Annotated in this window: 21 protein-coding genes; 4 read left to right on the forward strand and 17 right to left on the reverse strand. The window is 69.5% G+C overall.

The genetic code is table 11. The annotated features are described in order from the left end of the window. Positions 1 to 12: 12 nt before the first annotated feature. The 3 genes from pyrH to rpsB all read right to left on the reverse strand — a co-directional run bounded on the left by pyrH (position 13) and on the right by rpsB (position 2,788). Positions 13 to 753: a UMP kinase gene (gene pyrH / locus ACFFGE_RS03095; RefSeq protein ID WP_376834183.1), complete on the reverse strand. Its 741-nt coding sequence runs from the start codon at positions 751 to 753 to the stop codon at positions 13 to 15. Between the two features lie 125 nt (positions 754 to 878). Then, positions 879 to 1,814 (reverse strand): translation elongation factor Ts, encoded by a 936-nt coding sequence (tsf, locus tag ACFFGE_RS03100; protein WP_376834184.1) that lies wholly within the window; start codon positions 1,812 to 1,814, stop codon positions 879 to 881. A gap of 92 nt (positions 1,815 to 1,906) precedes the next feature. Next, positions 1,907 to 2,788: a 30S ribosomal protein S2 gene (gene rpsB, locus ACFFGE_RS03105; protein ID WP_376834186.1), complete on the reverse strand. Its 882-nt coding sequence runs from the start codon at positions 2,786 to 2,788 to the stop codon at positions 1,907 to 1,909. Between the two features lie 211 nt (positions 2,789 to 2,999). On the opposite strand from rpsB, the gene ACFFGE_RS03110 reads away from it, so the two are divergent. Both ACFFGE_RS03110 and ACFFGE_RS03115 read left to right on the forward strand, forming a co-directional pair. Continuing rightward, positions 3,000 to 3,686 carry a hypothetical protein gene (locus ACFFGE_RS03110; protein ID WP_376834188.1) on the forward strand — a complete coding sequence of 229 codons (687 nt, stop codon included), beginning with the start codon at positions 3,000 to 3,002 and terminating at the stop codon, positions 3,684 to 3,686. Further along, a complete protein-coding gene (locus tag ACFFGE_RS03115; RefSeq protein ID WP_376834192.1) occupies positions 3,686 to 4,495 on the forward strand; it encodes a M23 family metallopeptidase in 810 nt (269 codons plus the stop codon). Before ACFFGE_RS03110 ends, ACFFGE_RS03115 begins: the two co-directional genes overlap by 1 nt. A 12-nt stretch (positions 4,496 to 4,507) precedes the next feature. Here the strand turns inward: ACFFGE_RS03115 and ACFFGE_RS03120 are convergent, their stop codons facing one another. The 14 genes from ACFFGE_RS03120 to ACFFGE_RS03185 form a co-directional block, all read right to left on the reverse strand. Then, positions 4,508 to 5,080, reverse strand: a complete 573-nt coding sequence (locus ACFFGE_RS03120) for a DUF4142 domain-containing protein (protein WP_376834194.1) — start codon at positions 5,078 to 5,080, stop codon at positions 4,508 to 4,510. A gap of 61 nt (positions 5,081 to 5,141) precedes the next feature. Next, positions 5,142 to 8,585 carry a DNA polymerase III subunit alpha gene (gene dnaE / locus ACFFGE_RS03125; protein WP_376834196.1) on the reverse strand — a complete coding sequence of 1,148 codons (3,444 nt, stop codon included), beginning with the start codon at positions 8,583 to 8,585 and terminating at the stop codon, positions 5,142 to 5,144. Between the two features lie 533 nt (positions 8,586 to 9,118). Continuing rightward, positions 9,119 to 9,826: an ABC transporter ATP-binding protein gene (locus ACFFGE_RS03130; protein ID WP_376834198.1), complete on the reverse strand. Its 708-nt coding sequence runs from the start codon at positions 9,824 to 9,826 to the stop codon at positions 9,119 to 9,121. Beyond that, positions 9,819 to 11,093 carry a lipoprotein-releasing ABC transporter permease subunit gene (locus ACFFGE_RS03135; RefSeq protein WP_376834200.1) on the reverse strand — a complete coding sequence of 425 codons (1,275 nt, stop codon included), beginning with the start codon at positions 11,091 to 11,093 and terminating at the stop codon, positions 9,819 to 9,821. Before ACFFGE_RS03135 ends, ACFFGE_RS03130 begins: the two co-directional genes overlap by 8 nt. A 175-nt stretch (positions 11,094 to 11,268) precedes the next feature. After that, positions 11,269 to 12,585 (reverse strand): proline--tRNA ligase, encoded by a 1,317-nt coding sequence (gene proS, locus ACFFGE_RS03140; RefSeq protein ID WP_376834202.1) that lies wholly within the window; start codon positions 12,583 to 12,585, stop codon positions 11,269 to 11,271. 171 nt (positions 12,586 to 12,756) lie between these two features. Beyond that, positions 12,757 to 14,172: an NAD(P)(+) transhydrogenase (Re/Si-specific) subunit beta gene (locus ACFFGE_RS03145; protein WP_376834204.1), complete on the reverse strand. Its 1,416-nt coding sequence runs from the start codon at positions 14,170 to 14,172 to the stop codon at positions 12,757 to 12,759. Then, the gene (locus tag ACFFGE_RS03150) at positions 14,169 to 14,516 is read right to left on the reverse strand and encodes a HepT-like ribonuclease domain-containing protein (protein ID WP_376834206.1); all 348 of its coding nucleotides are present in this window, start codon (positions 14,514 to 14,516) and stop codon (positions 14,169 to 14,171) included. The genes ACFFGE_RS03145 and ACFFGE_RS03150 overlap by 4 nt, the downstream gene beginning before the upstream one ends. Next, entirely contained in the window at positions 14,513 to 14,812 is a 300-nt protein-coding gene (locus ACFFGE_RS03155; protein ID WP_376834208.1) for a nucleotidyltransferase family protein, read from the reverse strand. The genes ACFFGE_RS03150 and ACFFGE_RS03155 overlap by 4 nt, the downstream gene beginning before the upstream one ends. Next, positions 14,809 to 15,093 carry a hypothetical protein gene (locus ACFFGE_RS03160; protein WP_376834210.1) on the reverse strand — a complete coding sequence of 95 codons (285 nt, stop codon included), beginning with the start codon at positions 15,091 to 15,093 and terminating at the stop codon, positions 14,809 to 14,811. The genes ACFFGE_RS03155 and ACFFGE_RS03160 overlap by 4 nt, the downstream gene beginning before the upstream one ends. Further along, entirely contained in the window at positions 15,090 to 15,425 is a 336-nt protein-coding gene (locus ACFFGE_RS03165; protein WP_376834212.1) for a proton-translocating transhydrogenase family protein, read from the reverse strand. Before ACFFGE_RS03165 ends, ACFFGE_RS03160 begins: the two co-directional genes overlap by 4 nt. 2 nt (positions 15,426 to 15,427) lie before the next feature. Next, a complete protein-coding gene (locus tag ACFFGE_RS03170; protein ID WP_376834214.1) occupies positions 15,428 to 16,003 on the reverse strand; it encodes an endonuclease domain-containing protein in 576 nt (191 codons plus the stop codon). Positions 16,004 to 16,384: 381 nt separating this feature from the next. Then, positions 16,385 to 17,518: a Re/Si-specific NAD(P)(+) transhydrogenase subunit alpha gene (locus tag ACFFGE_RS03175; protein ID WP_376834216.1), complete on the reverse strand. Its 1,134-nt coding sequence runs from the start codon at positions 17,516 to 17,518 to the stop codon at positions 16,385 to 16,387. A gap of 61 nt (positions 17,519 to 17,579) precedes the next feature. After that, positions 17,580 to 17,840 carry an aa3-type cytochrome c oxidase subunit IV gene (locus tag ACFFGE_RS03180; protein WP_376834218.1) on the reverse strand — a complete coding sequence of 87 codons (261 nt, stop codon included), beginning with the start codon at positions 17,838 to 17,840 and terminating at the stop codon, positions 17,580 to 17,582. A gap of 81 nt (positions 17,841 to 17,921) precedes the next feature. Continuing rightward, positions 17,922 to 19,712, reverse strand: a complete 1,791-nt coding sequence (locus tag ACFFGE_RS03185) for a M3 family oligoendopeptidase (RefSeq protein ID WP_376834220.1) — start codon at positions 19,710 to 19,712, stop codon at positions 17,922 to 17,924. A 143-nt stretch (positions 19,713 to 19,855) separates the two neighbouring features. On the opposite strand from ACFFGE_RS03185, the gene ACFFGE_RS03190 reads away from it, so the two are divergent. Together ACFFGE_RS03190 and ACFFGE_RS03195 are read left to right on the forward strand one after the other, a co-directional pair. After that, positions 19,856 to 21,301: a sigma-54-dependent transcriptional regulator gene (locus ACFFGE_RS03190; RefSeq protein WP_376834222.1), complete on the forward strand. Its 1,446-nt coding sequence runs from the start codon at positions 19,856 to 19,858 to the stop codon at positions 21,299 to 21,301. A 111-nt stretch (positions 21,302 to 21,412) separates the two neighbouring features. Next, positions 21,413 to 24,079 carry a TonB-dependent receptor gene (locus ACFFGE_RS03195; RefSeq protein ID WP_376834224.1) on the forward strand — a complete coding sequence of 889 codons (2,667 nt, stop codon included), beginning with the start codon at positions 21,413 to 21,415 and terminating at the stop codon, positions 24,077 to 24,079. Positions 24,080 to 24,083: the final 4 nt, after the last annotated feature.

Genomic DNA, 24,083 nt, shown 5'->3' on the forward strand with positions numbered 1-24,083 from the left:
TCCAAGTTCAGGTCAGGCGGCGGCCCGGGGCTCGCCGATGATGGTGAAGGTCCCCTGCCCGTTCAGGACCTTGCGCAGCGAATCCTCTTCGCGGATCGAGAAGACCACGATGGGGATCCGGCTCTCCCGCATCAGGGCGATGGCGGAGGCGTCCATCACGCGCAGGTCGCGCGACAGGACGTCGTGATAGGTGAGCGTGTCGTAGCGGGTGGCGCTGGGGTCCTTCTTCGGGTCGGCCGAATAGACGCCGTCCACGCTGGTGCCCTTCAGGAGCGCGTCACAGCCCATCTCGGCCGCCCTGAGCGCCGCCGCCGTGTCGGTCGTGAAATAGGGGTTGCCCGTGCCGGCGGCGAAGATGACCACGCGGCCCTTCTCCAGATGCCGGACCGCCCGCCGGCGGATGTAGGGCTCGGCGATCGCGGCCATGGGGATGGCGCTCTGCACCCGCGTGTCGACGCCGATCTTCTCCAGCGCGTTCTGCATGGCCAGCGCGTTCATGACCGTCGCCAGCATGCCCATGTAGTCGGCCGAGGCCCGCTCCATGCCCTTCGCCGCCGTCGACAGGCCGCGGAAGATGTTGCCGCCGCCGATCACCAGACAAACCTGCACGCCCGAACGGACCACGCGGGCGATCGCCTCGGCCACCGTGTCCACGGTCTTCATGTCGATGCCGTAGCCCTGATCGCCCATCAGGACTTCGCCGGAGACCTTCAGCAGCACCTTCTTGAACTTGGGCGTGGCGCTGTCGGACATGGGGGGCGGACTCTCGGGAATCGGGCGGCGGGGGCGGGGCACCATAGACGAAGGGCGCGCCGGCCTTCAAAGCCGAACGGGCCCCCGTTGTCACGCGATAAGCGGTCGCGACGCGCCCTGGGGCGTCAGCCCTTGGTCATCGAGGCGACTTCGGCCGCGAAGTCAGGCCCTTCGACCTTCTCCACGCCCTCGCCCAGCGCCATGCGCACGAAGCCGACCAGCTTCAGCGAACCGCCCAGCGACTTGGCCGTCTCGGCCACCAGCTGCTCGATCGTCTGGTCCGGGTTCATGACGAACGGCTGCTTGGACAGCACCACGTCCTTCTGGAACTTGGCGATCTGACCGTCGACGATCTTCTCGATCATGTTCTCGGGACGGCCTTCCTCCTTGGCCTTCTCGATCAGGACGGCGCGCTCGCGCTCGATGGCGGCCGGGTCCAGGTCGTCGGTGTTGAGCGACAGCGGGGCCGTGGCGGCCACGTGCATGGCGATCTTGCGGCCCAGCTCGCGCATCTGGGCCTTGTCGCCGGCGCCTTCCAGCGCGACCAGCACGCCGATGCGGCCCAGCGACGGGGCCACGGCGTTGTGGACGTAGGAGGCGACGACGCCTTCCTCGACCGACAGGCGCGCGGCGCGGCGCAGCTGCATGTTCTCGCCGACGGTGGCGATCAGGTTCGTCACCTCGTCCTGGACGGTCTTGCCGTTCTCCAGCTGGGCGCCGTGCAGGCCCTCCAGGTGGTGATGCTCCAGACCCAGCTGGGCGAACTGCTTGGCGGCGTTCTGGAACAGGTCGTTCCGGGCCACGAAGTCGGTCTCGGCGTTGAACTCGATCGCGGCGCCGATCTCGCCGGCCCCGTCCTCGCGGGTCGCCACGGCGACCAGGCCCTCGGCGGCGACGCGGTCGGCCTTCTTGGCGGCCTTGGACAGGCCCTTGGCGCGCAGCCAGTCGATGGCGGCCTGCAGGTCGCCGTTGGTCTCGGCCAGCGCCTTCTTGCAGTCCATCATGCCGACGCCGGTCTTCTCACGCAGCTCCTTCACGAGCGCGGCGGTGATCTCGGCCATGTTGTCTCTCCTAGAGTCAGGTCTTCGTAAGGTAACGGCCGGGCTGCATTAGCCCGGCCGTGTGTCGGTTTCGCCTCGGATCAGGCGAAGGCTCAGCCGGTGGCTTCCTCGGTCGCGACGGCGTCCAGGGCCTCGGTGTCGGCCGACGGATTCTCGCTGGCCAGCAGCTCCTCGGCGGCGCCTTCGGTCCCGGCCGGCGCAGCTTCGGCAGCGACCGGAGCGGGCTCACGCAGCGCCGGCTCGACCGGCGCCTCCGACGCGCCCAGGTCGATGCCCTGGGCCGAGGCGCCGGCGGCGAGACCGTCCAGCACCGCGTCGGCGATCAGGTCGCAGTAGGTCTGGATGGCGCGGGCGGCGTCGTCGTTGCCCGGGATCGGATAGGTGATGCCGTCCGGATCGCAGTTGGTGTCCAGGATGGCCACGATCGGGATGTTCAGCTTGCGGGCTTCCTGAATCGCGATCGCTTCTTTGTTGGTGTCGATCACGAACATGATGTCGGGGATGCCGCCCATGTCCTTGATGCCGCCGAGCGAGGCTTCCAGCTTGTCACGCTCGCGCTGCAGGCTGAGCAGTTCGCGCTTCTGACGGCCCTCGCCGCCCGACTCGAGCACCTGGTCCAGCTCGCGCAGACGCTGGATCGAACCGGACACGGTCTTCCAGTTGGTCAGGGTGCCGCCGAGCCAGCGGTTGTTCATGTAGTACTGAGCGCAGCGCTTGGCCGCCTCGGCGACCGGGTCGGCGGCCTGGCGCTTGGTGCCGACGAACAGCACGCGACCGCCCTTGGCGGCCACGTCGCGCACGGCGACCAGCGCCTGATGCATCAGCGGCATCGTCTGCGACAGGTCGATGATGTGGATGTTCGAGCGCGAGCCGAAGATGTAACGCTCCATCTTCGGGTTCCAGCGGTGCGTCTGGTGGCCGAAGTGGGCGCCCGCTTCGAGCAGGGTGCGCATGGAGAATTCAGGCAGAGCCATCTGCGTACGGTCCTTTTTCCGATCAATCCGCCGCAGGCGCTGTAAAGGTCGAAACCCTCGGAACGGAGCGAACCGGATGTCTCCCGGCACGCGCCACGCCTGCGTGTGAAGTGCGCCGGGCAGATAGGCGAAACCCCCGCCAAACGCAAGTCCGCCGTGGCCGTCGAGAGGTAACGGTGTTATCGTGCGACTTCCGCTCGGGGGAGCCGCCATGATCGCCTTGCGCAGATCCAGGATCCTGGGAGCCGCGGTGATCGCGGCCTCGGCCATCGCCGGCCTGGCGTCGTCCCAGGCCCCGGCGCCCCTCGGACCGGCCGCGACGCCCTTCGACCTACAGCCCGACAGGGCCGAGGCCGCCGCACTCGACCAGGCGCGGCAAAACCCCTTCATCGCGCGGCTGCGCGGCGTCTCGGCCAATCTGCCCCAGGTCGGCGTGGTGCTCGACCAGGCCGCGTCCTCGAACGTGCCGGTCCTGGCGCCCGCCGATCCCGGCCTGTTGCAGACGGCGCGGTTCTATCCCGCCGACACCCACTATACGCTCGTGGTCCGGCCGCCCGGCCGGATCGTCGAGATCTATGGGACGACCCGCGCCTTCCGCCCCGCCGACCCCGTGCGGCCCGGCGCGACCGCTCAGGCCCCGGTCGCGGCGCGCGCCCCGCAGAGGACGACCGCCGCCCGCGCAGAGGCCCAGGCTCAGGCTCTGGCCCAGGCCCGCGCCCGAGGGCTCGAGACCATCATCGCCGAGCGGACGGAGTATGGCGTCGACGTCGCCTTCAGCCGGTTCGGCGCGGCCTACAACGTCACCTTCGTGTGCGACGCCCAGGGGCCGCCCGATTGCGACGAGGCGGCGGCGATCCGCTTCGCCGCCGGGCTGGAGCTGATCGGCGGGGGCGGCTGATGCGCTGGCCCGTGCTCGCCGCCTGTCTGCTGCTCTCGGCCTGCGCTCCCGGCGGCTGTTCGGGGACCGGTCCCGCGCCGGCCCCCGCCCCCGAGACGCCGGAGCCGGACGCGCCCGCCCCGCCTCAACCCGAGCCGGAGCCCGAGCCGGAGCCTGAGCCCGTCACATGGCCTCACGAGCCGGCCGGCGCGTTGCACCCCGGCTCGGGAACCGGCGCGACCGATGCGACCCTTTGGGCGCCGGGCATGCGGTTTCCGATGGAGGCGGCCCCGGCCTACGCCAACTCCCAGGTCTACGGCTACGGCGGCTATGCTGCGCCGGGCCCGGGCGGCCAGTGCGACGCGCGCAACTACGCCTATCCCTGGCGCGACAACTTCTGTGAGACCCGGTCCTGGACCAACACCATGTGCCCCGCCGGCCAGGGGCACCAGGGCCAGGACATCCGCCCCGCGACCTGTGTGAAGAAGGTGCACTGGGTCGTCGCCGCCGAGAGCGGGGTCGTCACCTCGATCGGCTCGTACTCGGTGTTCATCGCCGGGGATTCCGGGCGCATCTACCGCTATCTGCACATGGATCCGGCCGGGGTGAACGCGCTGATCGACGAGGGTCAGCGGGTGTCCCGAGGCCAGCGGCTGGGCCAGGTGTCGGACGCCTTCGGCGGGAACGCCACGACCATCCACCTGCATTTCGAGATCAAGGCGCCGGTCGCCAGCGGCGGCTCCAGCGCGGTCATCTTCGTGCCGACCTATTCGAGCCTCGTGGACTCGTACCAGCGCCTGCTGACGGCGGCGCCGCCGCCGTCAGCCTGATCGCCCGTCGCTCTACTCGTCGAGCGCCTGGGCCTGTTGCAGGTGCGCCCGGATCTTCGGCAGCACCATGCGGGCGTGCTCGGCCAGTTGGGGCGCGTCCGTGTTGTCGGAGAAACCCTCGTGCAGGGTGACCGCTTCCTGGTGGGCGGCGACCTGCTGGTCGATGTAGACGCTGTCGAACGCCTCGGCCGAAGCCGAGCGCAGATTGTCGAGCAGGCCCTGGCGGCGCTCGTCCAGCTCGGTCGGAATCCGCGCGTCCGGCGCCGCCTGCGGGACGATGCCCCTCATGGCCTCGGCCGCCTGGGTGTGGTCGGTGCGGATCATGGTGGCCAGCTCGCGGATCTGCGGGTTTTGGCTGCGCTCCAGCGCGATCTCGGCGGCCTGGATCTCGTACATGTCGCCCTCCGCGGCATTGGAGACATAGGCCCCGACGCTGTTCGCGCCCATCGTCGCGGCCGAGGTCTGGCCGACGGGGGCGGCGGCGGCGTCCTGCACCGCGTCGACCGGGTTCTGGTTGGCGTCGTTGTCGCCGCAGGCGGCGAGCAGAAGGGCCGAGGCCGAGGCGGCCAGCAGCAGTCGGGTCATGTCAGGTCTCCCGTGGTGAAACTCGCCGCGACAACCGCGACGTCCCGCCAAGGTTCCCGGTTCAGGCGTCCTCGAGCATCAGCACGCCCGGGGCCGACTTCAGCGCGCCCCTGAGCGCCGCATCGAGCCGGTAGCGGCCCGGCAGGGTGAGCTCCACCTCGCGCCGGCCGTCCAGCGAGGCGACCAGGGAGATCGTCCCGCCCTTGCCCGGCGCGATCGCCCGGTCCAGCCGCGCCTTGATCGAGGCGGGGTCCGCCCCGCGCGCCGACAGATGCACCCGCAGCCCCGCGCCGGCGTCGTCCAGCACCGCGTCGAGCCGCGAGACCTCGTCGCCGAAGAAGCGCACCTCCCCGTCCGCCGCCTTGGCGCGCACCTTCACCAGCACCGAGGCGCCGGGCTCCAGCAGGTCGCGGCAGCGGCGCAGCGAGTCCGGGGTGAACAGGCACTCGAACTCGCCGGTCGGGTCGGAGAAGGCCACGAAGGCGAACTTCTCGCCGGTGCGCGCGCTGGTGCGCTCCTGCTTGCGGCGGATCACCCCCGCCATCTGGAAGGCCTCGTGGCCCTGCTCCGCCCGCGCGATGGCCTCGGCGACGAAGGTCACGCGCTTCCTGCGCAGCTGTCCCTCCAGGTCCTCCAGCGGGTGGCCCGACAGGTAGAAGCCGACCGCCGCCAGCTCCTGGTCCAGCCGCTCGGGGCCGACCCAGGGCTCGGTGCTCTTCAGGCGCGGCCGCGCGGCGTGCGCCTGATCGGCGCCGAAAAGGCTGACCTGGGAGGAGGCCCGTTCCGCCGCCACGCTCTGGCAATAGGCCATCAGGACGTCGGCCTGCTCCACCAGCTGGCGCCGGTTTGGATGGATCGAGTCGAAGGCCCCGGCGCGGGCCAGGTTCTCCAGCGCCCGCTTGTTGACCGCGCGCGGATCGACCCGCTCCAGGAAGTCGAAGATGTCGGCGAACGGCCCGCCCGCCTGGCGCACCTCCACCACGTGGCGCATGGCCTCCAGACCCACGTTGCGGATCGCGCCCAGCGCATAGAGCACCGCGCCCTCGCCCGCCTCGTCATAGGCCACGTCGAAGTCGGCCGACGACCGGTTCACGTCCGGCGCCACCACCTTCACCCCGAAGCGGCGCGCGTCCTGGTAGAAGACCGCCAGCTTGTCGGTGTTGGACAGGTCCAGGCTCATTGACGCGGCCATGAACTCGACCGAGTGATTGGCCTTCAGCCAGCCGGTCTGGAAGCTGATCAGCGCATAGGCCGCGGCGTGGGACTTGTTGAAGCCGTAGCCCGCGAACTTGGCCACCAGATCAAAGATGCCGCCGGACTGCGCCTCCGGCACGCCCTTCTCGGACGCGCCCTTGATGAAGCGGGCCCGCTGGACGTCCATCTCCTCCTTCTTCTTCTTGCCCATGGCGCGACGCAGCAGGTCGGCCTCGCCCAGGCTGTAGCCCGCCAGGATCTGGGCGATCTGCATCACCTGCTCCTGGTAGATGATGACGCCGTAGGTCTCCTTCAGCACCTCGGTCAGGCTGGGGTGCAGATAGTCGATCTCCGCCCGGCCGAACTTCCGGTCGATGTAGGTGTCGATCATCTCCATCGGGCCGGGGCGATAGAGCGAGATCAGCGCGGTGATCTCCTCGATGGAGCCGCAGCGCATCTTCCTCAGGGTGTCGCGCATGCCCTGGGATTCCAGCTGGAACACCCCGACGGTCTGGCCCGACGCCATCAGCTCATAGGTGCGCGGGTCGGTCAGCGGCAGGGCGTTCCAGTCGGGGGCCATGCCCCGGCGCTCCAGATACTGGCGCGCGCGGTCCAGCACCGTCAGGGTCTTCAGGCCCAGGAAGTCGAACTTCACCAGGCCGGCGGGCTCGACCCACTTCATGTTGAACTGGGTGGCCGGCAGCTCCGAGCGCGGGTCCTTGTAGAGCGGGCACAGTTCGACCAGCGGCCGGTCGCCGATGACGACGCCCGCCGCGTGGGTCGAGGCGTTGCGGTAAAGCCCCTCCAACTCGAGCGCGGTGGACAACAGGTTCGCCACCGAGGCCTCGGCGTCGCGGGCCTCCTTCAGACGCGGCTCGATCTCGATGGCCTGGGCCAGGGTCACCGGATTGGCCGGGTTGGCCGGCACCATCTTGGCGAGGCGGTCGACCTGACCCAGCGGCATCTGCAGCACCCGACCGACGTCGCGCAGCACCGCGCGCGCCTGAAGGGTGCCGAAGGTGATGATCTGGGCCACCCGGTCCTTGCCGTAGCGCTGCTGGACGTAGGCGATCACCTCCTCGCGCCGCTCCTGGCAGAAGTCCACGTCGAAGTCGGGCATCGACACCCGCTCCGGGTTCAGGAACCGCTCGAACAGCAGGCCGAAGCGAAGCGGATCCAGGTCGGTGATGGTCAGCGCCCAGGCCACCACCGAGCCGGCGCCGGAGCCCCGCCCCGGCCCCACCGGAATGCCGTTCAGCTTGGCCCATTTGATGAAGTCCGACACGATCAGGAAGTAGCCGGGGAACCCCATCTGCTGGATGATCCCGACCTCCCACTCCAGCCGTTCGAAGTAGGTTTCGGCCGGGGCCACCGGCTCGACCTGCTCCAGCCGCGCCTTTAGCCCCTCGCGGGCCTGGTGCAGCAGCTCCTCGCCCTCCGAGCGGCCCGCGCCGGTATCGAAGCGCGGCAGGATGGGCTTGCGCGTCTCCACCATGAAGGCGGTGCGGCGGGCGATGTCCAGCGTGGTGTCGCAAGCCTCGGGCAGGTCCGCGAACAGGCGGCGCATCTCCTCGGCGCCCTTGAACCAGTGCTGCTCGGTGACGCGGCGGCGATCGTCCTGGCCGATGAAGGCGCCGTCGGCGATGCACAGCAGGGCGTCGTGGCTTCGGGCCTGTTCGGCCCTGGCGTAGTGGACGTCGTTGGTGGCGACCAGCGGCACGTCGTGCGCGTAGGCGAAGGCGACCAGCCCTTTCTCCGCCGCCCCCTCCTCCGGCCGGCCGTGGCGTTGCAGCTCGACATAGAGGCGGTCGCCGAAGGCCGCGTGCATGGCGGCGAGCGCGCGGTCGCCCTCGGCGGCCTTGCCCTGGGCGTAGAGCGGATCGATCGGCCCGTCGGGACCGCCGGACAGCAGCAGCAGGCCCTCGGCATGAGCCGCGACCTCGGCCCAGTCCACGCCCGGCTCGCCGGTCTCGTCGGCGGCCATGTAGGCGGCGGTCGACAGGGCCGACAGATTCAGCCAGCCGGTCTCGTTCTGGACGATCAGGCAGATGGTGGGGATGCGCGCCCAGCGGGCCTCGATCCGGCCGCCGATGCCGGTGACCGGAAGCGCGCAGGCGATGATGGGCTGGACGCCCGCGTCCCGCGCCGCCTGACTGAACTCCAGCGCCCCGCACAGGTTGGCCCGGTCCGCCACGCCCACCGCCGGCATGCCCGCGTCGGCCGCCAGACGACCGATCTTGCCCGCCTTGATCGCGCCCTCCAGCAGCGAATAGGCGCTGCGCACCCGCAAGTGGACGAAACCCTCGGCCATCGACGTCCTTCACGCACCCGCGGCGATCTCGCCGATACGAACCCTATCGCGCGCGGACGATTCGGGGGCCAGCCGCGAGGGTCAGCGAGTTGTGGATGAATGGGAGGGGGTAGCCAGTAGGCAGTAGGCAGTAGGCAGTAGGCAGTGCCGAGGACCTTGAGGCTCCCTGCCTCAACAACCGCCCCCCTCTGGCTCGACCCGAGGGTCGGACTGTCCGCCGCACGTCCAGCGAAGACGGCCCGACAGCCAAAGCCCAAGCCCACACCGATCTTCGCCCTCGACCTCCGATCCTCGGGTCAAGCCAGAGGATGGCGGGGTGGATTCGGTCGAAGCCCTCGCCGACCGTCTACGCCGCCGTCGCCAGCAGCGCCGCCTGCCACACCACCCAAACGAAGCCGCCGCACGACGCCAGCGACATCAGATCCCGCACCCAGCCACGCATCAGACCGCTCCCAGCGCTTGTTCCGGGAATGTTCTATGTTGGCTTTTTGTTCCGGTCAAGCTCTAGAGGGGGACAGTCCGCTTTTTGGATATCAATAAGCCCGCCCCTCCGCCGGGCGTTCCTCCAGGTGCCCTTCCTTCAAGGCGAAGACCCGGTCCATGTGGCCGGCCAGCTCCATGTTGTGGGTGGCGATCAGGGCGGCGACGCCGGTGTCCTTGACCACGGCCTGGAGGGCTTCGAACACCGTCTGGCTGGTGGTCGGGTCCAGGTTGCCGGTGGGTTCGTCGGCGAGCAGCAGGCGCGGCCGGTTGGCGAGCGCGCGGGCCAGAGCCACGCGCTGCTGCTCCCCGCCCGACATCTGGGCCGGCTGGTGCAGCGCCCGATCCTTCAGGCCGAGCGTCGCCAGCAGGGCTTCGGCCCGCTCGCGCGCCTCGCGCTCGGGCACGCCGGCGATCCGCATCGGCAGGGCGACGTTGTCGCGCGCGTCGAACTCCGGCAGCAGGTGGTGGAACTGATAGACGAAGCCGACCTTGGCCAGGCGGATGCGGGTGCGGGCCCGTTCCGGCAGGGCGCCGACGGCCTCGCCCTCGATGGCGATCTCGCCGGACGTCGGATGCTCCAGAAGCCCGGCGGCGTGCAGCAGCGACGACTTGCCCGAGCCCGACGGCCCGATCAGGCCGACCACCTCGCCCGGATGGATGTCCAGGTTCACGCCCTTCAGCACCGTCAGCCCGCCCTGGGCGGTCGGATAGGTGCGGCTGACGTCGCGCAGCGACAGGACGGGGGTACGATCACTCATAACGCAGCGCCTCCACCGGATCGAGGCGGCTGGCCCGCCAGGACGGCGGCAGGCTGGCGACGCAGGACATCAGAAGCGACCAGAACACGACCCAGGCCACGTCCACCGGATCGACCAGCGCCGGCACGCGCGGCAGCAGATAGACCTCGGAGTTGAACACGCTGGCGCCCGTGATCGCCTCGATCGCCGCCTGGATCGAGCCGATGTTCCAGCAGAACAGCAGGCCCAGGATCACGCCCGCGATGGTGCCGCCGATGCCGATGGCGGCGCCGGCGACGAAGAAGACCCTGAGGATCGCCGACTGTCCGGCCCCGATGGTGCGCAGGATGGCGATGTCGCGGCCCTTGTTCTTCACCAGCATGACGATGCCGGAGATGATGTTCATGGCGGCGATGGCGACGACCAGGCTGAGGATGATGCTCATGGCCACGCGCTCGACCTTCAGCGCCTCCCAGAAGGCGGCGGAGCGGTCGCGCCAGTCGGTGATCACGGCGCGCGGACCGGCCGCCCGACGAACCCCGGGAATGATGTCGGAGACGCGGTCGGGATCGTCGACCTTGATCTCGATGACATCCCACAGGCCGTCCTTGCCGAAGAAGATCTGCGCCTGCTCCAGCGGCATGAAGATGAAGGCGCGGTCGTAGTCGGCCATGCCCGCCTGGAAGGTGCCGGTGACGATGTAGGTCTTCTCCAGCGGGCCGAGCGTGCCCAGAGCCGAGCCGCTGCCGGTCAGGGAGTAGATGGTCAGGGGGTCGCCCACCCGGATGCCGAGGGTGTCGGCGAGGGCCTGGCCGATGATCACGCCGTCGCCGCCGTACTCGCCCTCGCCGAACGACCGGATCGCCTCGGGCGTGACGGTCTCCTGCACGAACTCCAGCGCGCGCAGGTCCTCGGGCGTCGTGCCGCGCACGATCGCGCCCAGCACCTGCCCCCGGGCGCGGATGGCGGTCTGGTTCTCGACCAGGGGGATCGCCTCGGCCACGCCGGGCACGGCGCGGATACGCGCCAGCGTCCGGTCGCGGTCCTGAGCGTTCAGCACCTCGCCCTGGACGTACATGTGGCCGTTGAAATCCAGGATCCGCCCCAGCAGCTCGGCGCGGAAGCCGCCCATGATGCTCATCACGCTGATCAGCACCGCGACCGCGAGCATGATGCCGACGAAGCTGATGATGGCGATCAGGGCGACGCCGCCCTCCTTGCGCTTGGCGCGCAGGTAGCGGAACGCCAGCCCCAGCTCCCAGGCGGAAAACGGCCCGGCGGGCTTCATGACCACGCTCCTTCTCCCCTTGGGGGAGAAGGTGGCATGCGGAGCACGACGGATGAGGGGGCTGTGGGCCCCTCGCTCATCGTCAAGCATCTTGCGAGCTGAACCCGCCCCCTCATCCGAGCCGCGCTGCGGCCCACCTTCTCCCCCGGGGGGAGAAGGGGTGTCTGAGCGTTATTCATCCCACCAGCCTCGCGACGGCTTCGTCCAGCGACAGCGAGAGTTTCTCGCCGGTCGCGCGGCGCTTCAGCTCCACCACGCCGTCGGCCAGGCCCTTCGGCCCGATGGTCAGCTGCCACGGCGTGCCGATCAGGTCGGCGGTGGCGAACTTGCCGCCCGGCCGCTCGTCGGTGTCGTCGTAGAGCACCGCCTTGCCCGCCGCCTCCAGCCGCGACAGCGCCTGCTCGCAGGCGGCGGCCACGTCCGGCGCGTCGGGCCGCAGGCTGATCAGCTGGACGTCGAAGGGCGCGACCGCGTCCGGCCAGATGATGCCCGAGGCGTCGTGGCTGGCCTCGATGATGGCGCCGAGCAGGCGCGACACGCCGACGCCGTAGCTGCCCATGTGCACCTCGGTGTCGGCCCCGTCGGGGCCCGCGACCTTCGCCTTCATCGGCGCGGAGTATTTGGTGCCGAAATAGAAGATGTGGCCCACCTCGATGCCGCGCGCGGTCAGGCGGTCGGCCTCAGCCGTCTGGGCCTCGAAGGCCGAGGCGTCATGCATCTCCTCGGTCGCCGCGTAGAGCGAGGTTCGCTCATCAACGATTGATTGCAGGTCGTTCCAGTCCACGTCCGCGCCCGGCGCGGGCATCTCCACCAGCTTCCGATCACAGAAGACCTGGCTCTCTCCGGTGTCTGCGAGCACGATGAACTCGTGGCTCAGGTCGCCGCCGATCGGGCCGGTGTCGGCGCGCATCGGCACGGCCTTCAGACCCATGCGGGCGAAGGTGTTCAGATAGGCCACGAACATGCGGTTGTAGGCCCGCCGCGCGCCGGCCTCGTCCAAGTCGAAGGAATAGGCGTCCTTCATCAGGAACTCGCGCCCGCGCATGACGCCGAAGCGGGGGCGGCGCTCGTCGCGGAACTTCCACTGGATGTGGAAGAGGTTCAGCGGCAACTGCTTGTAGCTCTTCACATAGGCCCGGAAGATGTCGGTGATCATCTCCTCGTTGGTGGGGCCGTACAGCAGCTCGCGCTCGTGACGATCGGTGATGCGTAGCATCTCGGGGCCGTAGGCGTCGTAGCGGCCCGACTCGCGCCACAGGTCGGCCAGCTGCAGCGTCGGCATCAACAGCTCGACGGCCCCCGCCCTCACCTGCTCCTCGCGCACGATCTGCTCGATCTTCTTCAGCACCCGAAGGCCCAGCGGCAGCCAGGCGTAGATGCCGGCCGCCTCCTGCCGGATCAGGCCGGCGCGCAGCATCAGCTGGTGCGAGACGATCTGGGCGTCGGAGGGCGCCTCTTTGAGCGTGGGCAGGAAATAGCGCGACAGGCGCATCAGGACAGGTCCGTGTTCGGTGGGCTCCTCGTTTAGACGGGAGCCGAGGGCAAAAGCTAGGCCGACGTCGGCCGCATCGTTCGCATGGCGTCACGGCGAGGCGAACGCGACCGGCCCGACCTCGACGCGCGTCCCACAAAGGCGCGGAATCGCGGCGCTCGGCCTCTGCCGCTAAAGCTCCTTCACGATCCCCTCGACCATCTTCTTGGCGTCGGCGAAGAGCATCATGGTGTTGTCGCGGAAGAAGAGCTCGTTCTCGACCCCCGCATAGCCCGCCGCCATGCCGCGCTTGACGAACAGGACCGTGCCGGCCTTCTCCACGTCGAGGATCGGCATGCCGTAGATGGCGCTGGTCGGGTCGGTCTTGGCGGCGGGATTGGTCACGTCGTTGGCGCCGATGACGAAGGCGACGTCGGCGGAGGCGAACTCGGAGTTGATGTCCTCCAGCTCGAACACCTCGTCGTAGGGGACGTTGGCCTCGGCGAGCAGCACGTTCATGTGGCCGGGCATGCGGCCGGCGACGGGATGGATGGCGTATTTCACCTCGACGCCCTCCTCCTTCAGCTTGTCAGCCATTTCGCGCAGCGCATGCTGGGCCTGGGCGACCGCCATGCCGTAGCCGGGCACGATGATGACCTTGGAGGCGTTCTTCATGATGAAGGCGGCGTCGTCGGCCGAGCCCTGCTTGACCGGCCGCGTCTCGACCCGGCCCTCGCCGGCCGGCCCCGCATCGCCGCCGAAGCCGCCCAGGATGACCGAGACGAAGCTGCGGTTCATGCCCTTGCACATGATGTAGGACAGGATCGCGCCAGAGCTGCCGACCAGGGCCCCGGTGATGATCAGGGCGATGTTCTCCAGCGTGAAGCCCAGCGCCGCCGCCGCCCAGCCGGAATAGCTGTTCAGCATCGACACCACGACGGGCATGTCGGCCCCGCCGATGGGGATGATCAGGGTCGCGCCCAGGACGAGCGCGATGACGAACACGCCCCAGAAGGCCCAGGTCGCGGTGCCGCCCGAGCCGATCATGATCCCGATCAGGAAGATCAGGGCCAGCGCCAGGCCGATGTTGATCAGGTGCCGGGCGGGCAACAGGATCGGCGCGCCGCTCATGTTGCCGTTCAGCTTGGCGAAGGCGATGACCGAGCCGGTGAAGGTGATGGCGCCGATGGCGACGCCGAGGCTCAGCTCAACCACAGACAGCGCCTTTATCCCCCCCGCCCCGTCGCCGATGCCGAATGCGACCGGCGCATAGACCGCGCCGATGGCGACCAGGCACGCCGCCATGCCGACCAGGCTGTGGAAGGCGGCCACCAGCTGGGGCATCTGGGTCATCTGCACGCGCCCGGCGATGATCGCGCCGGCCCCGCCGCCGACGACCACGCCGCCGAGGATCAGGGCGGCGGTGAACAGGTCGAGCGCGCCGGAGGTCCACAGGGTCAGCAGAGTGACCAGCACCGCCAGCGCCATGCCGACCATGCCGAGCGTATTGCCCCGGCGACTGGTCTCGGGACTGGAGAGCCCGCGCAGCGACAGGATGAACAGGACGCCCGCGACCAGATAGGCCAGGGCGGCGATGGATGCGTTCATGTGTCCTGCTCCCCCAGGAGGCGTTCAAGGGCCGCGATCAATGGCGGAAAGTCATTGCGGATGGTGGCTACGAGCAGCCCGACGTCGACATCGCCATAGTCGTGCACGAGGATGTTGCGCATGCCGACCGACAAGCGCCAAGCGATGGACGGCGCCTTCGCCTGAACGGAAGGCGGCACCTTTCGGGCGGCCTCGCCCACGATCTGGACAGCCCGCGTTACGGCGAGAAGCCGGATGTCGTCGCTCCGGAGCTGATCAGGCGTCCGATCGCCGAGCATATCGACGGCCTTGGTCGCATACTCGATCATGTCGTTCAGACGGATTCGAGCGAGCTCCTCCATCATACGGTGACCAGATCACGCCCCATGAAGGCCCAGCGATCCGGTCTGATGGCGCGTCGGCCGACCATGTCCACTCGGCGGTCCAAGGCATCCTCCAGCGCCGCCGCAACGGCCGCCACGTCGAAGTAGCTCGGCTGCCCCACGACGTCGTAGACCACGTCGATGTCGCTGTCGGGTCTCGACTCACCCCTGGCGACCGATCCGACAACCCCCACGAGCCGCAATCCCTTTTCGCGTGCGAACGGTTGATGGCTGCGCACGACCTCGAGCACGCGGTCCAGCAGAGGCGCATCGCTCATCGCTCCGCTCCCCCCGCCGTGCGCCCCAGACGCCAGATGGCCGCGCCGATGAAGATCGGGCCGAGCGCCAGGACCAGCCAGTCGAAGGCGGTCAGGGCGCGCGCCGGGAAGAACACCCGGATCATCACCGCGGCGAACACCAGGACCACGCCGCAGTCCCGGTACCTGATCCGCTGGACCGGGCATTTCTCGCCGAACCAGCTCCACACCCACAGCGCCAGCCCCACCGCCGTGGCGGTCCAGGCGGCCCCGACGGCCAGGCTGACCGGGTCGGTGGTCAATGCCGCGCGGCCCCCGCCGGACGTTCCTTCTTCCGGTACATGGCCAGCATGCGGCGGGTGACCATGAAGCCGCCGAAGATGTTCACCGACGCCAGGGCCACCGCCGCGACGCCCGCCCCCTTGGCGATCCAGGCGTTGGGCCCCTCGGCCTGACCGGCCACCGCGGCCGCGGCGATCAGACCGCCGACGATGATCACCGAGGAGATGGCGTTGGTCACCGCCATCAGCGGCGTGTGCAGCGCAGGCGTCACCGACCAGACGACGTAGTAGCCGACGAAGATGGCCAGCACGAAGATCGCCAGGCGGAAGACGGTGGGATCGACGTGTTCCATGGTCAGGTACGCTCGCTGAGAAGCGGGTGGGCGGATCGGATCGTGTCCAGCACGATTTCCGGCTGGAGCAGAACCTGGTCGTTGGTGAAACGCAGGACGCGATAGCCCTGCCCTTCCAACCAGAACTGACGTTCATAGTCCCTGAGGGCGACGTCCTCGCGCGCGTGAACGCCTCCGTCCACTTCGATGATCAGGCGCGCCCGATGGCAGGCAAAATCGACGACGTACGGCCCGATGGGGGCTTCGCGGCGGAAGCGGACCTCGAACAGCCGCAGATGCTCCCAGAGACGGGCCTCAGCCAGGGTGGGCTCGGCGCGTAAGCGCCGGGTACGCTTGACGCCGCCCGACTTGATCTTTGGCGTCCGCGCGAACCTAGAAGTGAGCAAGCCCTCCCCCTCGAGGGGGGAGGGTTGGGAGGGGGTGGAGGCAGGGCGTTTGGATGCGTTCCCAGGAGACTCCGACCGAGTCTTCGGCGGCTCGATGGAGCCGCCGGTGACTCCACCCCATCCCCCAACCCCTTCCCCCTCGAGGGGAAGGGGAGTCGATGGGCAGAAGGCGGTGGGGTCGACTTGGTCCATGGGCGAGGCCTTACATCGGTTCGCGGCTGATGGGCTGAACATCGATGCATACAATGTCGCCGAGATGCCAAGCAGTGTGTGGCTCGAAACACCTGCCAGCCACCACCACCAGATCCCCCGGATAGGGCTGACTTCCGATTTGCTCTGCTGACCAGCTCACTTGTACCCAACTACCCGACGCAACGTGCGGCTCGCCGGTCTCCATGCCTTCGTAGACAACACAGACGGACTCGGGCGTCTTCACGACACTGTAGCGCAAGTTCGTGCCGTTGGGATGGCGCGACTCAACGTACCGGAACTCGCCGGAAATCCTGTCCCCATCGCGTAGGCAACTGAGCGGTTGGGGGTTGGGCGTCATCAGGAGGGCAAGGAAGGTGGCTATCATCCCTTCACCCCCTCATGCACCACCGCCCCGCCATGCGTCACGACGGCGGCCTTCAGGATCTCGTCCTCAAGGTCCACGCTCAGCGCCCCGTCCTTGATCATCAGGCCCAGGAAGGCGACCAGATTGCGGGCGTAGAGCGCCGAGGCGTCGGCGGCGATGCGGCCGGGCAGGTTGGCGTGGCCGACGATGGTGACGCCGTTCGGCGTCGTGACGATCTCGTTCAGCTTCGCGCCCTCGACGTTGCCGCCGTTCTCGATGGCCAGATCGACGATGACCGAGCCGGGCTTCATCGAGGCGACATGGGCGGCGGTGACCAGGCGGGGCGCCGGGCGGCCCGGGATCAGGGCGGTGGTGATGACCACGTCCTGCTTGGTGATGTGGGAGGCCGTGAGTTCCGCCTGCTTGGCCTTGTAGGCGTCGGACATCTCCTTGGCGTAGCCGCCGGAGGTCTCGGCGGCCTTGAACTCCTCGTCCTCGACGGCGATGAACTTGGCCCCCAGGCTCTCGACCTGTTCCTTGGCCGCGGGACGGACGTCGGTGGCGGTGACCACGGCGCCGAGACGCCGGGCGGTGGCGACGGCCTGCAGCCCCGCGACGCCCGCGCCCATGACGAAGACCTTGGCGGCGGCGACCGTGCCCGCCGCCGTCATCATCATGGGAAAGCCCTTGCCGTAGGCGTTGGCCGCCTCGATCACCGCGCGATAGCCGGCCAGGTTCGCCTGGGACGACAGCACGTCCATGACCTGGGCCCGGGTGATGCGGGGCACGAACTCCATCGCGAAGGCGGTGGCGCCCGCGCCGGCCAGCGCCTTGACCGTCTCCTTCTCGCGCCAGGCGTCGAGCATGGCGACGACGATCGCGCCGGGCTTCAGGGCGCTGGTCTCCTGGGCGGTGGGGCCGCGCACCTTCAGCAGGATGTCGGCGCCGGACAGCGTCGCCTTGGTGTCGGCGACGACCGTCGCGCCCGCCTCGGCGTAGTCCTGATCGGGAATGGAGGAGCCGGCGCCGGTCCCGGCCTCGACCCGGACCTCGGCGCCCAGGGCGATCAGCTTCTTCACCGTCTCCGGCGTGACGGCGCAGCGGGTCTCGCCTTCGCGGCGTTCGCGGGTGGCGGCGATGGTGACGGCCAAGGGCGACTCCCGACTGGACAGCGTCGGGAGCTTAGGCGGTTATTGAAGGGGCCGTAAAGGCTCAGTGCGCCTGCGGCTTCTCGCGCAGAAACCACCAGCCCGCGACGGCCAGGACCGCCGCCGCGATGAATCCGGGGATGAAGCCGCCGCCGCGCGGCATGAACCACACCGTCAGCAGCAGAAGCGCGCAGGCGACCGCCAGCGAGCCCCATTTGGTCAGGCCGCCGAACAGGGCCCACGTCGCCTGTTGCTCCTCGATGGGCATGGCGCCGCGCTGATAGGCTTCGGCGTCGTGGTCGGCGGGAGCGTTGTGGTCGGCCATGTCGTCAGTCCGGATGAGTCTGTGACGCCGCCTTATAGGGCCTGTTCGGCAGGGCTCAAGCCGTCAGGTCGGCGCACCCGATCAGACCAGCCTCTCGAACTGGTCGATGAGCCGCTCCAGCCGCTTGCAGCCGGCTGACCAGAAGGCGGGGCCGCGCGGGTTCAGGCCGAACGGCTTGAGCGCCTCCACGTAGGTCCGCGTCCCTCCGGCGGCGAGCAGCTCGCGATACAGCGGCGCGAACCCGGCCGGATCGGCGCGGCGCGCCTCCATCAGGGCGGACACCAGGAGGTCCCCGAAGGCGTAGGCGTAGACGTAGAAGGGCGCGTGCACGAAGTGGCTGACGTAGGCCCACCAGTGCTCGTAGCCGGGGTTCAGGGTCACGGCGGGCCCGAGGCTGAGGCCCATCTCCTGCAGCCAGATCTCGCCGATGCGCTCGCGGGACACCTCGCCCTTCAGCCGCTCGTCGTGGAAGCGGGTCTCGAACCGGTGGAACGCGATCTGACGCACCACCGTGTTCAGTCCGTCCTCGATGCGGCCGGCCAGCAGCGCGCGTTGCTCGCCCTTTTCGGCGCCGGCGAGGAGGCGGTCGAAGGTCAGGCCCTCGGCGAAGATCGAGGCGGTTTCGGCGAGCGTCAGGGGCGTGTCGGCCAGCAGCGTCCCCTGCCCCGCCGCCAGGGTCTGGTGCACCCCGTGGCCCAGTTCGTGGGCGAGGGTCAGGACGTCCCGCCGCTCGCCCATCCAGTTCAGGAAGACATAGGGGTGGCGGTTCGCGGTGACCGGGTGGGCGTAGGCGCCGGACTGCTTGCCCGGCCGCGCGCGGGCGTCGATCCAGGGCCGTTCGAAGAACCCCTTCGCCCGATCAGCGAACTCCGGCCCCAGGTCGGCGAAGCTGTCGAGCACCAGATCCCGGCCCTGATCCCAGGAGAACTGACGCGGCGGGGCGGCGTCCAGCGGCGCGTTGCGGTCCCAGTGGTTCAGGGTCCTGAGCCCCATCAGCCGGGCCTTCACGGCGTAGTAGCGGTGCGACAGGCGCGGATAGGCCTCGGCCACCGCTTCGGCCATGGCGTCGACCGCCTCGCCGTCGACCTCATTGGCCAGGTGGCGGCTGTCGGCGGGCCGCTTGAAGCCGCGCTTCCTGTCCTCCAGCGCCTTCTCCTGGGCGACCACGTTGAGCACGAGGCCCAGCGTCGGCGCGCGCTCCGAGAGGGCCGCGGTCAGGCCCTCGGCGGCGGCCTTGCGGCGCTCGGCCTTGGGGTCGGACAGCCGGTTCAGCGCCTCGGCGAGCGTCAGCTCCTCCTTGCCGACGCGGGCGCGCAGCGCCGCCAGCTGCTCGTCGAACAGGCGGGGCCACTGGGCGGTGATCGGCGCCTGCTCGGCGATGAAGGTCTCGAGCTCGGCCGACAGCTCGTGGGGCTTCATCTGGCGCACCCGGCGCAGCCAGGGAGCCCAGCGACCGGCCGGCCCGGTCTCGAGCGCGGCCTTGAGGACGGCGTCATCCAGTTGATTGATCTCGAGCGTCAGCCAGACGGTCGGGGTGGCGATGTCGGAGATTTTCTGGCGCAGGTCGGCCTCGAACCCTTGCGCCTTCGCATCGTCGCGCGCGGTCGAGGCCCGGAGGAAGGCGTAGGCGCCGATCCCGCCCAGCAGGTCGGATGCGCGCTCGTACAGGCCGATCGCCCGGTCCAGCCGTTCCGAGAGCTGCGCCGCCCCGTCAGCGGCGATGAGCTGTCCCTGCAGCCCGTTCAGCTCCGCGACCGCCGCCCGGGCCGCGTCGAGATCGCTCTGGATTCTGGCGTCCGTCGGATCGGCGTAGAGGTCGGACAGATCCCACAGCGGGGCGTCGGCGTCGGTCGGCGTGAAGGGGGCGTTCATGGCGAGAGGTATGGGAGCGCACCCGGATAGCCGCAAGGCGTTGAGACGCCGTTCACCACGCCCGATGACCCGATCTTCACCGCGTCGGGCCTAGAACCGTCCCGAAATGGGTCGCCCTCTCGCGACCGCACGGGACCAAACTCATGGCCAAGACGATCCTGGTGGTCGACGACGATCCGACGCAGCGCCGGCTGGCGCAGGCGGTGCTGGAGCGCGAGGGCTACCAGGTCGCGCACGCCGAGAACGGCGGCCAATGCATCGACCGTCAGACCTCGGGCGCGCCGGCGGACCTGATCCTGCTGGACCTCGTCATGCCGGGCCTGTCGGGGATGGACACCCTGAAGGAGCTGCGCGCGGCGGGCGTCTCCACGCCCGTCATCGTGCTGACGGCCAACGGCGGCATCGACACGGTCGTCAAGGCCATGCAGGCCGGGGCCCAGGACTTCTTCATCAAGCCGGCGAGCCCGGAGCGGATCCTGGTGGGCGTACGCAACGCGCTGCAGCTGGGCGCCTTCGAGCAGGAGGTCGGCCGCCTGAAGAAGCGGGCGACCGGGCGCACCTCCTTCGACGATCTGGTCGGAAAGTCCGCGCCGATGCGGATGGTCAAGGCGCTGGGCGAGCGGGCGGCGAGGTCGAACATCCCGGTGCTGATCACCGGCGAGAGCGGAGTCGGCAAGGAGGTCATCGCGCGCGCCCTGCACGGCGCCTCGGACCGCGCCGGCAAGCCGTTCGTCGCGGTCAACTGCGGCGCCCTGCCGGCCAATCTGATCGAATCGATCCTGTTCGGCCACGAGAAGGGCGCCTTCACCGGAGCGGTGGAGAAGCATCTGGGCAAGTTCGTCGAGGCGTCCGGCGGCACCCTGTTCCTGGACGAGATCGGCGAGCTGCCCCTGGACATGCAGGTCAAGCTGCTGCGGGCCATCCAGGAGGGCGAGGTCGATCCGGTCGGCGGCAAGCGGCCGGTGAAGGTCGATCTGCGCATCGTCTCGGCCACCAACCGCGACCTGGCCGATCAGGTGAAGGCCGGGCAGTTCCGCGAGGACTTGTTCTATCGCCTGAACGTCTTTCCGATCGAAGCTCCGGCCCTGCGCGAACGTCGCGACGACATCCCGGCGCTGGTCGAGCACTTCGTGGCCCGGTTCAATCTGGAGGAAGGCAAGCGGGTTCAGGGCTGCGCGCCGGAGACCCTGACGATGCTGCAGGCCTTCGACTGGCCCGGCAACGTCCGTCAGCTGGAAAACGCCGTCTATCGCGCGATCATCCTGGCGGACTCGCCCTGGCTCCAGCCGCACGACTTCCCCTCCGTGTCCGGCCTGGCCGCGCCGATGCCGGAACAGGCCGCGTCCGAAGCGGCCGCCGGCGCGCCGGAGCCGCTGCCGCCCCTGCCCGACACGCCGGTCCGGGTGCTGGACGAGCGTGGACACCTGCGCACGCTGGAGGACATCGAGCGCGACCTGATCCAGCACGCGATCGAGGTCTACGCCGGGCACATGACCGAGATCGCGCGGCGCCTGGGGATCGGCCGCTCGACCCTGTATCGCAAGGTGCGCGAGCAGGGGCTGGAAGAGGCCATTCGCGAAGCCGGCTGACGTCCTGCGACGGATTCCCGCAACTGCGCCGTGTGAAGGTTGTTCTAGGGAGCCGAGGCGCGTTCAGCGCGCCGCGACCCCTCACCGCCTCCCCAGCGATCGGACCGACGCATGCTGCTTTCCACCACGGCGCTCTACGGCGCCGCCGCGCTCTTCTTGACCCAGACGCCGTCTCAGGAGGCGTCGGCGGACCCCCAAGGGGGCGTGACGACCGTGGAGCAGGTGGTGGTCACGGGCGCGCGGCCGCGCGGCGCGGTGGACACCGACATCGCCCCGGAGGTCGAGCTCGACGAGGCGGAGATCGCCGCCTACGGCGCGTCCGACATCGCCCAACTGCTCGAGTTCCTCGAGCCTGTCACCCGCAGCTCGCGCGGCAGCGGCCCGCCGGTTTTCCTGGTCAACGGCCGCAGGATTTCGGGCTTCCGGGAAATCCGGGGACTCCCGACCGAGGCCATCCAGCGGGTCCAGGTGCTGCCCGAGGAGGTCGCCCTGCAGTTCGGCTATCGCGCTGATCAGCGGGTGGTGAACTTCATCCTCAAGGACCCTTTCCGCTCGACCACGGCCGAGGTGGAGCTGCGCGGCGCCACTGAGGGCGGGCGAAGCGGCTATGAGATCGAGAGCGACGTCGTCCGCATCCAGGGCGACAACCGCTGGTCCTTCGACATCGAGTACGAGCGCGACAGTCCGCTGTACGAAACCGAGCGCGACATCGTGCGCGAGCCGGGGTCCTCTCCCTTCGACCTGACCGGTAACGTTTCGGCCCCGACGTTCGGCGACGAGATCGACCCGGCGCTCTCCGCTCTGGTGGGGGAGACGGCGGTCTTGGCGCCGGTCCCAGCTGGAGGGTCTTCGCTCGCCGACTTCGCCGCCGCCTACGGCCCGGCGCGATCGGACGACCTGACCGCTTACCGGACCCTGCAACCGCTGACGGAGCAGCTTCAGATCAGCGGAACCCTGAAGCGGGGCTTTGGGCGCGACATTCAGGCGACCCTCAGCGGCGAACTGACCGACCGGTCGACGGAGCGCTTCAACGGCTTGCCCGGCGTGACCCTGACCGTGCCCGCGGGCGAAGGCGGATCGCCGTTCTCATCGCCGGTCCAGGCGTTCCGCTATCTGGACGCGCCGTCGGCCCTGATGTCCCGCAGCGACAGCCTGTCGGGCGAGATCGGCGTGGTCCTGGACGGCTTTCTGGGCGACGACTGGCGCTGGACGGTCAACGGCGACTACAGCCGCAGCGAGACGGACACGGAGACGGGGCGCGGCTACTCGGCCGCCGACTACCAGGCGCGGCTGTCGGCCGGCGGTTCGGGCCTAGCGCCGTTCGGGCCTCTGGATCCCGGTGACTTCGACGCCCTGCCGATCGACACCGCCAGCTCGATCAACAGCGTGTGGAGCGCCGAGGTGGTGTTGAACGGCGACCTGTTCGAACTGCCGGCGGGCGACGTCCGCTCGACCCTCACCTTCGGCGCGGAACGGCAGGATCAGGACTCGGAGAGCCTGCGCTCCGGCGTGTTCTCGGCGCGCTCGCTGTCCCGCGACCGGCTGAACGCCCAGGCCAGCCTCGACGTGCCGCTGTTCGAGCAGGACGAGGAGACGCCGAACCTGCTGGGCGACATCTCGCTGAACCTCAACGCCGGCTATGAGGACGTGTCCGACTTCGGCGGTCTGGAACGCCTCGGCTTCAATCTGAACTGGTCGCCCATGGAGGGCCTGTCCTTCCTCGGCGGGCTGTCCGAGGAGAACGAGGCGCCCAGCCTGGGACAGCTGAACGACCCGGTCATCTCGACGCCCAACACGCCGGTGTTCGACTTCGCGACCGGCGAGACGGTGCTGGTGACGCGGATCACCGGCGGCAACGCGAATCTCGAGGCCGAGTCGCGTCGAGTCAGCCGTCTTGGCGTCAACTGGCAGCCGCTGGAGGACCAGGACCTGCGCCTGACCTCGACCTGGACCCGGACCGTCATCGAGAACGACGTGAACAGCTTCCCGGCCGTCACCGCCGCGCTCGAGGCCGCCCTGCCCGACCGCTTCGAGCGTGACGCGAGCGGAGTGCTGATCTCGGTGGACGCCCGGCCGCTCAACTTCGCCGAGGTGGAGCGCGAGGACCTCAGGACCGGCTTCAACTTCTCCCGGGCGTTCGGGACCCCGGACCCGAGCCAGGCGCGGGGCGGTCCGGGCGGATTCGGCGGTCCGCCGCCGGGCGGTCCGGGAGGCCCCCGGTTCGGCGGCGGCCCCGGCTTCGGCGGGCCCGGCGGCGGCCCGGGGGGGAGAGGCAGAGGCGGCGGCATGCAGCCCGGCCAGGGCCGCTTCAACATCTCGGTCTTCCACACCTGGCGTCTGGCCGACGAAATCCTGATCGCGCCCGGAGTGCCCGTCTTGGACCTGCTCGACGGCGACGCCACCGACGCCAACGGCGGCAGCCCCCGGCATCAGATCGAGGTGCAAGGCGGGGTCTTCCGCAACGGTGTGGGCATGTTCCTGAACGCGTCGTGGCGCGAAGGCACGCAGGTGGACGGCGGGACGGGTCCCGACCTGTTCTTCGACGACCGGGCGACCGTGAACCTCAACGCCTTCGTCAATCTGGATCAGAGGGAGGCGCTGGTGGATCGCTTCCCCTGGCTGCGGGGCGGCAGGATCCAGCTCGGCGTGCAGAACCTGTTCGACAGCGAACAGCGCGTGGTGAGCAGCGACGGCGAGACTCCGTTGAACTATCAGCCGGATTACCTCGACTCGACCGGCCGGCGGATCAGCGTGAGCTTCCGCAAGATCTTGTTCTAGTCGG

The sequence above is a fragment of the Brevundimonas balnearis genome, from assembly GCF_042434805.1.
GTDB classification, from domain to species: Bacteria; Pseudomonadota; Alphaproteobacteria; order Caulobacterales; family Caulobacteraceae; genus Brevundimonas; species Brevundimonas balnearis.